This window comes from Sulfurospirillum sp. MES (assembly GCF_000789415.1).
Classification (GTDB): Bacteria; Campylobacterota; Campylobacteria; order Campylobacterales; family Sulfurospirillaceae; genus Sulfurospirillum; species Sulfurospirillum cavolei.
The window spans coordinates 1-8,405 of the sequence record NZ_JSEC01000023.1 but is presented as its reverse complement, the minus strand read 5'-3'; the positions used below and the strand labels follow the sequence as shown (position 1 = coordinate 8,405).

At 46.9% G+C, this 8,405-nt stretch carries 9 protein-coding genes; 6 read left to right on the top strand and 3 right to left on the bottom strand.

Going from position 1 to position 8,405, the window contains the following annotated elements; genetic code table 11:
• A partial coding sequence (locus tag OA34_RS12885) for an FAD-dependent oxidoreductase (RefSeq protein WP_039676042.1) occupies positions 1-391 on the top strand: 391 nt, incomplete at its 5' end.
• Positions 392-427: 36 nt separating this feature from the next.
• On the opposite strand, the gene OA34_RS12880 is transcribed toward OA34_RS12885, so the two are convergent.
• Positions 428-1,252: a LysR family transcriptional regulator gene (locus OA34_RS12880; protein WP_039676040.1), complete on the bottom strand. Its 825-nt coding sequence runs from the start codon at positions 1,250-1,252 to the stop codon at positions 428-430.
• 95 nt (positions 1,253-1,347) lie between these two features.
• Between OA34_RS12880 and OA34_RS12875 the strand changes: the two genes are divergently transcribed.
• The 4 genes from OA34_RS12875 to OA34_RS12860 all read left to right on the top strand — a co-directional run bounded on the left by OA34_RS12875 (position 1,348) and on the right by OA34_RS12860 (position 5,402).
• Positions 1,348-2,613, top strand: a complete 1,266-nt coding sequence (locus OA34_RS12875) for a 3-isopropylmalate dehydratase large subunit (protein WP_039676038.1) — start codon at positions 1,348-1,350, stop codon at positions 2,611-2,613.
• Positions 2,610-3,113 carry a LeuD/DmdB family oxidoreductase small subunit gene (locus OA34_RS12870; protein WP_039676036.1) on the top strand — a complete coding sequence of 168 codons (504 nt, stop codon included), beginning with the start codon at positions 2,610-2,612 and terminating at the stop codon, positions 3,111-3,113. Before OA34_RS12875 ends, OA34_RS12870 begins: the two co-directional genes overlap by 4 nt.
• A gap of 2 nt (positions 3,114-3,115) precedes the next feature.
• Positions 3,116-4,027, top strand: a complete 912-nt coding sequence (locus tag OA34_RS12865; RefSeq protein WP_039676034.1) for an alpha/beta fold hydrolase — start codon at positions 3,116-3,118, stop codon at positions 4,025-4,027.
• Positions 4,028-4,259: 232 nt separating this feature from the next.
• Positions 4,260-5,402, top strand: a complete 1,143-nt coding sequence (locus OA34_RS12860) for a methyl-accepting chemotaxis protein (RefSeq protein WP_039676032.1) — start codon at positions 4,260-4,262, stop codon at positions 5,400-5,402.
• Positions 5,403-5,450: 48 nt separating this feature from the next.
• Here the strand turns inward: OA34_RS12860 and OA34_RS12855 are convergent, their stop codons facing one another.
• Both OA34_RS12855 and OA34_RS12850 read right to left on the bottom strand, forming a co-directional pair.
• Positions 5,451-7,016 carry a bifunctional GNAT family N-acetyltransferase/carbon-nitrogen hydrolase family protein gene (locus OA34_RS12855; RefSeq protein ID WP_039676030.1) on the bottom strand — a complete coding sequence of 522 codons (1,566 nt, stop codon included), beginning with the start codon at positions 7,014-7,016 and terminating at the stop codon, positions 5,451-5,453.
• A 147-nt stretch (positions 7,017-7,163) separates the two neighbouring features.
• Positions 7,164-7,478 carry a DUF1104 domain-containing protein gene (locus tag OA34_RS12850; protein ID WP_039676028.1) on the bottom strand — a complete coding sequence of 105 codons (315 nt, stop codon included), beginning with the start codon at positions 7,476-7,478 and terminating at the stop codon, positions 7,164-7,166.
• Between the two features lie 132 nt (positions 7,479-7,610).
• Between OA34_RS12850 and OA34_RS12845 the strand changes: the two genes are divergently transcribed.
• Positions 7,611-8,246, top strand: coding sequence for a response regulator transcription factor (locus OA34_RS12845; protein WP_039676026.1), 636 nt, complete (start codon positions 7,611-7,613; stop codon positions 8,244-8,246).
• The last annotated feature ends 159 nt before the right edge of the window (positions 8,247-8,405 follow it).

The window sequence follows — 8,405 nt, the reverse complement described above, 5'->3', positions numbered from 1 at the left end:
TCGCTTTAACGCTCTGCCCAAAAAAGCTTTAGTCGATGAGAACCGTCACGTCGTCGGTCTTGAAATTTTAGAAACCTATCTTGATGCAAACAACCGTCTGCAAACCAAAGAAGAGAGCGTGCAAACCTTACCGGCGGACAGTATTATCTTGGCACTCGGCTTTGAGGCGAAGCGTTTTAGTTTTTACGAAGAGTTAGACCTTGCGATAGGTCGCTCCAATACGCTGATCGTCAATGAAAACAAAGAGACGAGCCATCCTTTTATCTTCGCGGGCGGCGATGTGGTCAGAGGCGCAAACTTGGTCGTCAACGCCGCACTCGACGGAAGAGAAGCGGCGTTTGCCATCGCTAAAAAGCTCGGAGCACTGAGCGATCCTTACTTCACTCTCTAAGAGTTTATGCCGTGCTAAAACCTTACATGTAAGGTTTTAGCAAAGCCCTTGCAAATAATCCGCGATAAACGGAACGTTGTCTTTGCGACACACCAAACGCGTCTGCAAGTCACACTCGTTTTGCGCCAACTTCGTTAGCGTTAAAGTATCGACATAGCCGAATTTTTCGATGATTTTTTTGGATAAGAAGGCTTTTCCCATCCCTGCTTTCACGCATCCGAGCATCACTTCGTAATTTTCCACGATCATCGTTTGGTAGGTTTTATTGCCAAGACCTTCTTCGTATGCCTTTAAAAAATCAAAATGCGTACTTTTTTCACGATAGCCGATCAGCGTATTGGGGCAGCGTTTGTCTTGAGGTTCCACAAGGTACAAATCGTCGCTGAACTGATTGAGCACTTCGATGTCGAGGTGCTTCGGATCGCCCGTGATGAACGCAATATCGATTTGATACGCCAAGAGTTTTTCCAAAACGCTCGGCGTTCCGCTTGTGTAGACTTCCAAAGACATCAAAGGAAAATCGCGTTGCACAGTCTCGATAAAACGCAAAAGCCGTATGGTTGCGTTGGCTTGACTCGTGCCGATACGAAGCAGGGTTTGTTCTTTCATGTTTTGCATCTGGATCGAGGCATTTTCGATTTTCTGAACGATCTCTTTTGCCAAAGGATAGAGTTTTTCGCCTTCTTGGGTTAAAATGACGCCTTTGGGAACACGATGAAACAGCTCATACCCAAGTGTCTTTTCCAACTGCTTGATGCGAAGCGTGACGTTAGATTGGGTGAAACCAAGCTCCAATGCCCCTAAAGAGATGCTTTTTTGCTCACTCACCGCCACAAAAACTTTGAGAAGATTCGAGTCCATATTACCCTCCATTATATTGTCTATGATTATACATTATTTGCTTTTGTATAATTATTTATCATACAATTATCCAAAATCAAAGCGAAGGATTTTTAATGCATGCGATCGAAAAATTGCTGGCAAACAAAGCCGGAAAGGATAGCGTTACAACGGGCGAAATCGTCAACTGCGAAGTTGATCTTGCCGGTATTAACGACTTGTATTTACAAACGGTGCGCTCGTTTCACGAAATGGGCGGTGTCAAAGTCTATGATCCTAGCCGCGTTATGATGTTTCTCGACCACTATGCCCCCGCTTCGACCATTATGCAAGCACAAAACCAAAAGGCGTTTCGTGAATTTTGCTGGGATCAGGGCATTGAGATGCTCATGGACATCGACCAAGGCGTATGCCATCAAGTCGTTGCCGACAAAGGTTTAGCGCATCCGGGGGAAATCATCGTCATCACCGATTCGCATACGACCACGCACGGTGCATTCGGTGCTTTTGGAACGGGCGTGGGTGCAACCGATCTGGCCATCATCTTGGCAACGGGCAAGCTCTGGTTTAGAGTGCCTGAGATCATCAAGATCAACTTTGAAGGTAAACCGCCTCAGGGTGTTTATGCCAAAGACATCATCTTGCACGCCATCGGAGCGTTGGGAGCCGATTTTGCTGTTTATAAAGCGGTCGAATTGGCAGGCTCGACTTTACAGTATTTGAGCATCTCCGAGCGTATGGCACTGTGCAATATGAGTACGGAGATGGGCGCAAAGACCAGTTACATCCAACCCGATGAGGTTACGATGGCTTTTTTAAACGAAAAAGTGACGCGCCCGTATGAGATTTATCATACCGACCCCGATTTTGTCTATGCGGCGCAGGTCAGCTTTGACGTTACGCATCTTCAGCCCAAACTTGCCGCACCTTCCAGCGTGGATAACGTCTTTGACATTCAAACATTCATCGATACGCCCGTCGATCAAGCCTATCTAGGATCTTGTACGGGTGGAAGATGCGAAGACATCGGCATCGCCGCGGGGATTTTAAAAGGCAAACATATTGCGCCTCGCACGCGTTTTGTTATCGTTCCCGCGTCCAAAGGCGTCTTTTTGGAAGCCATGGCAAAAGGGTATGTGCAAAGCTTGGTAGAAGCGGGGGCGACCTTTGTAACGCCCGGATGTGCGGCGTGTTTGGGCACGCACGAGGGAATGCTCGCCTCAGATGAAACATGCATTACCACGACCAATCGCAACTTTCCCGGACGTATGGGCGACACCCAAGCACGCATCTTCTTAGGCTCGCCCGCCGCCGTTGCCGCCGCGGCACTCGAGGGCAAGATCGTCGATCCCACGCCCTATATCGTAAAGGAGAACGCATGAACACGAACCTACAAGGAAGGGCTTTTGTTTTCGGTAACAATGTCGACACCGATCAAATCTATCCGGGCCGCTTCGTGCAATACACCGATGTCGAAGACGTTGCCAAATACGCGATGCATGGAGTCGACCCCGAGTTTATTCATACGGTTAAAGAAGGCGACATCATCGTCGCAGGCACGAATTTTGGTTGCGGTAGCAGTAGAGAACACGCCGCCATTACGCTCAAAGCCGTAGGAGTAGGAGCGATTATCGCCGAGTCGTTCGGGCGCATCTTTTATCGCAACGCGATCAATCTAGCGCTTCCGCTTATCGTTTGTCCTCATATCTTAAAATACGTTCAATCCAGAGATTCTCTCTTAGTGGATTTAAAAAGCGGTACGATTTCCAATGAAAAAGGCATTCTCATAACCGCCGAGCCGCTCTCGCCTTACGTGATGAGTATCCTAGAAGCCGGCGGCATCAAACCGCTCGTTCGAGCCCAACTTTTACGAGGAGCGTAACCATGGCATTAGAAGCTTATTTTCAAGGATTTGAAAACGTACATGTAGAGGTTGAAGAAGACATTGTGATCAATACGTGGGTGGGCGGAAGCGGTGAAGAAGCCGTTTTATTACTGCACGGTCATCCCGAAAACTATCTCATTTGGCGTGACATTGCCCCTACTTTAGCCCAAAAATACCGTGTGGTCGCAACAGACCTTCGAGGCTACGGCGACAGCTCCAAACCCGTAGGCTTGGAAGATCACTCCAACTACTCCAAGCGCGTCATGGCACAAGACAATGTGAGCGTTATGAAAAAGCTCGGTATCCAAAAATTCCATGTCGTCGGGCACGACAGAGGGGCTCGCGTGGCGCATCGGCTGATTCTTGATCACCCCGAAAAAGTGTTGACATGTACGCTTATGGATATTTTACCGACCTATGACATGTACAAAGAAACCAACCGTGAGTTTGCAACCAAATACTGGCATTGGTTCTTTTACATTCAAAAATTTCCTTTCCCCGAACGCGCCCTCAGCGTAGACCCTGCATTTTTCATTCATTTCAACCTAACCAACAAAGTCGGTCCAAAAGCGGCTGAACGCTTTTCTAAAGAGGTATTGGACGATTATATCCGCTGTTATGCCGACCCTGCGTGTGTTCACGGCATCTGCGAGGATTATCGCGCATCGGCTGGCATCGACTTGGAACACGATCACGTCGATAGAGACCAACGCATCAAAACGCCGTTGCTGGTGTTATGGGGAGCCGACGGCGTGGTCGGAAAAATCTGGAACGTTTTAGAGGGTTGGAAACAATACGCCGATCACGTTAGCGGATTTGCCGTGCCAGAGTGCGGACATTTCGTACCGGAAGAACAACCGCAAATCTGTTTAGAAACGATGATGGCGTTTTTTGAACAAACCCGTCGGTAAAGAATGAGAGCTCGGCTCTCGTTCTTTACCTTGTCACTACCGATCACACCGATAAAAGCTATACGCTTCGTTTTTACGACATGTCAAAAACGCCTCATGCACGTGAAAAAAAGCTTAATATAGCCTGTTTTACAAAAAGAGAGTAACTTTATCTTATTTTTTGATGCGAATCAATCCTTTCTGTTTTTGTATGAAGTAGAATGCGAATTCTATTTCATACAGGAGAAATTTGATGAAATCTCTGTTTTTAAGAATGCGCGTTATACACATCGCCGCTTTTTTGATCCTTCCGCTCAATGCTTTCTTTTTTACAACCAACACGCTAGGGGCGTTCATTCAGTACACCATCGCGGTGATTCTCATCGTGCATGATCTGGATGAGAAAAAATGGGGCGTGGATCTAAGCCTCAAGATCAACCAAGCCTTAGCGTCGATGGACTTAACCAAAGCGATCACGATTAACACGAACTTCAACCAAGAATCCGCTAAGATGCTCGATTCGGTCATCTTTTTCAAAGAGAAGATCCGACATGCTATTCTTGGCTTTCAAGCGCATGCGACGACTCACGGGCAGATTTCGACACAGTTGCAACAGATCGCTTCGTTTTTGCATACACAAACCAAAGAAGAAAAAAAGATCATCGATGACAATACCAAGCATATCAACACCATGCAAATCGCCTTTGATGAGATCAGCCACAATGCGCACGAGAGCAAAGCGCAGATGCAACAGATCGGGACGTACCTTGGCGACACGCAACACAACATCGCCGATCTAGGCGTTAAAATCGCTCAAAGCGTTCAAAAAGAGAACCAGCTTGTCACACAACTGCACGCGCTCACGCAGCAAACCAAAGAGACCAAGAGCATTCTTGGCGTCATCGACGACATCGCCGATCAGACCAATCTGCTCGCACTCAATGCCGCCATCGAAGCCGCGCGAGCGGGCGAACACGGGCGTGGATTTGCCGTTGTTGCCGATGAAGTCAGACTTTTAGCGGAGAAGACGCAAAAAAGCCTTGAAGAGATCAATGTAACCATCACGTCCATCGTCGATGCGATCACGTCCATCAGTCAACAGATGAAGCACAACGCCTCAGAGATCAACATTCTCCAAGAGGTTTCAAGTAGTGCCAACGCTGTACTAGAGCAACTGATCGTCGTTGCAACAAAAAACATAACACTCTCCAACGAAGTCGCCGCCAAATCGGTCGATCTAAAAAGCGAAACCGAGCAGATCAAAGAAGCATCTAGCAAGATCGAAACGATCTTTCACGCAACCTATGCGAAAAGCGAAGAGATTTTGGAGATTACCACGGTGTTAGATCATTGGGGTGTTGCTCTGCACGAGAAACTCAACGAATTTAAAGTGTGAGAAGAAACGGTTGTTTTTGAAGCACAACCGTTTTACATGTAAAGATTTTTAGCCTTTAACGACGAGGAAATCTTCTTTGTCACCACGCCAACGCAAGCTGTACAGATCGTGACGGCGAGAGCGCATATTGCGCACACTGCCTCGTTCTCGCAGTTCTTTTAAAAGACTGATGTCCAGATCGGCAACTAAAGTCATCTCGGTATTGGGCGTGGCTTCTGCCATGATGGCATCGTGAGGAAATGCAAAATCGGACGGGCTAAAAACGGCGGCTTGGGAATATTGGATGTCCATGTTTTCCACTTTGGGAAGCGTGCCGACACTGCCAGAGATCGCCACATAACACTCGTTCTCAATCGCTCTGGCTTGCGCACAACGACGCACCCTTAAGTAGCTGTTTTTCGTATCGGTCCAATAAGGAACGAAAAGTATGTCGATGCCCTGCTCAGCTAAAAGACGCGGCAGTTCGGGGTACTCGACATCGTAACAGACCAAAATACCCACACGACCTACGTCGGTTTCAAACACACAGAGTTTGTCGCCGCCGTGCATGCCCCAGTACGCCTCTTCATCGGGGGTGATGTGCAGTTTTTTCTGCGCATCTTTCGTACCGTCGCGTCGGCAGAGGTAACTGGCGTTGTAGAGCGTGTTACCGTCGTATTCGGGCATACTTCCTGCGATGATGTTGATGTTGTAGCGCACCGCAAATTGACCTATTTTTTCGACTAAAGTATCGGTATATGCCGCTACGGTACGAATCGCCGTTTCTTGGTTTTCATCACTGCGCAATGCCATCAAAGGCGCGTTGAAAAATTCAGGGAAAAGCACGAAATCGGCTTTATACCCCGCCATCGCATCGACGAAAAATTCGACTTGATCCAAAAACTCCTCGACGCTTTTGACGCTCCGCATCTGCCACTGCACGACGCTGACGCGAATAATACCGCGATTGACCGTCGGATGAGTATGAGGCTCTTCATAATCGACGTTGCTCCACTCCAAAAGGGTTGCGTACTCGCGAGACGCCGCGTCACCTTTGAGGTAGCCTTTCAACACACGACGCACGTGAAAGTCATTGGCAAGCTGAAAGCCCAACACATGATCTCGAAGTTCTTTGTCTTTCACCCGTTCGATGTATTTTGAAGGGGTCATCTCGTGAGCATGTGCCGCGTAGCCCGGAATGCGCCCGCCTGCGATGATGCGCTTAAGGTTGAGTCGGTAACAAAGCTCTTTTCTAGCATCGTAAAGCCTACGCCCGAGTCGCAATCCTTGATAATCCGGATCGACGTAAATATCCAATCCGTAAAGCGTATCGCCCTTGGGATCGTGCGTGCTCAGCAAACAGTTTCCCGTAATTTGATCGTACGTATGGCGATCGCCGTATGTGTTATAATCGACGATCAGGCTCTGCGCCGCGGCAATGACTTTACCGTCGTCCTCGATACAAATCTGACCTTCGGGAAAAGTCGAAAGCTGTGCGCTAAACTCTTCGATCGTCCAACCTCCAAGCGTCGGATAGACTCTATCCATAATACGTTTGACGTCGCCGTAATCTTCTGCTTGTAAATTACGTAAAATAAGTTTGTTGGTCTGTTTTAATTCGTCGTTGTTTCCCATTCAAAATCCTTTGATACCGTCGCAAATAAAATAACGTCGTTATCTTAGCACGCTTTGGGTTTAGGAGAAGTTGAATTTCAAACTTAATGTCAGGAGAGAAGTTAAAAAAGAGAGCCGAAGCTCTCTTGAAAAAACGAAGATAAAACCTTATCGACCGCCGCGTCCGTTTCCTCTTCCGCCGCCGCCAGCTCCGCCGCTAGCACCGGAATTTCCGTTTCCGCTACCCGCACCTACGCCGGCTCCCGTGCCGTTAGTATTGGCACGTTGGGATTGGGAGAGAGACTGCCTCTCTTCTTGTGAAAGTGCTTGCATTTTGGATTGCATGGCTGCTTGAAACGCCGCTCTATCTTCTGTTGGAACCGTTCCTCGCATTGCCGAAAGTTCCGCCGCGCTCATCGCGGAGTAATCCACAGCAAAAACCGTTACGCCGAGCATACATAATGCTAAAAGACTTTTTTTCATCATAACCCCCTTTGAAAAATTTTATAATGAAATTCTATAATACGAGTGTTAGCAAATCGTTAAGGGAAAAATTTTTTTACTTTAACACTTCGTTAACGCAGATATGTTATGCTTTAAACCAAGGAGAGCGTTATGTCAAAAATTTTACTGCTCGAGGACGACTATCTTTTAAGTCAAACGCTCATCGGTTTACTGAAGGAAGCGGGGTTTGAAGTAGCCCATGCCCAAGACGGGGAAGAAGCGTTGTCTTTAAGCTACGATACGATTTTTGATCTTTACCTTTTCGATATTAACGTTCCGTTACTCAACGGCATCGACGTTTTAAAACTGCTACGCGACAACGACGATAAGACGCCGGCTTTTTTTATCAGCGCGTATAAAGATATTCAAACGATTACGAAAGCGTTTGAGGGCGCATGCGACGATTATATTAAAAAGCCTTTCGATTTCGATGAACTCGTCGTGCGAATTAAGGCACATATTCATAAGCACAATCCGACGATTGTTTACGGGTCGATGCGTTACGATCTTTTGAGCAAACGTATTTTTATCGACGATAAAGAGGTCGATTTAGGCATCGTCGAAAAAGCGATTTTCGATCTTCTGATGCGTAATCTCTCCCAAACGATCGATAAAGAGGTCTTCTTCGACGTTATGGAAAAACCAAGCGACATTGCCCTACGCGTTCATCTTAGCAAACTCAAACAACGCTTTGCTTTGAATATCACCAATATTAAAGGCATAGGATACCGTCTTGAAAAAATATGAAAAAGAGGCGTTTTTAAAAACGTTCGGTATCTTTTTTCTCTCCTTAGCACTGTTTAGCGGCATTGTTTCGTATTTTTATTACAAAGAACAAAAGCATATTTTAGGGGAATTTATTTTTTCACAAATGCGAGAATTTACTTATAGCTTTCAAGGCTCGCC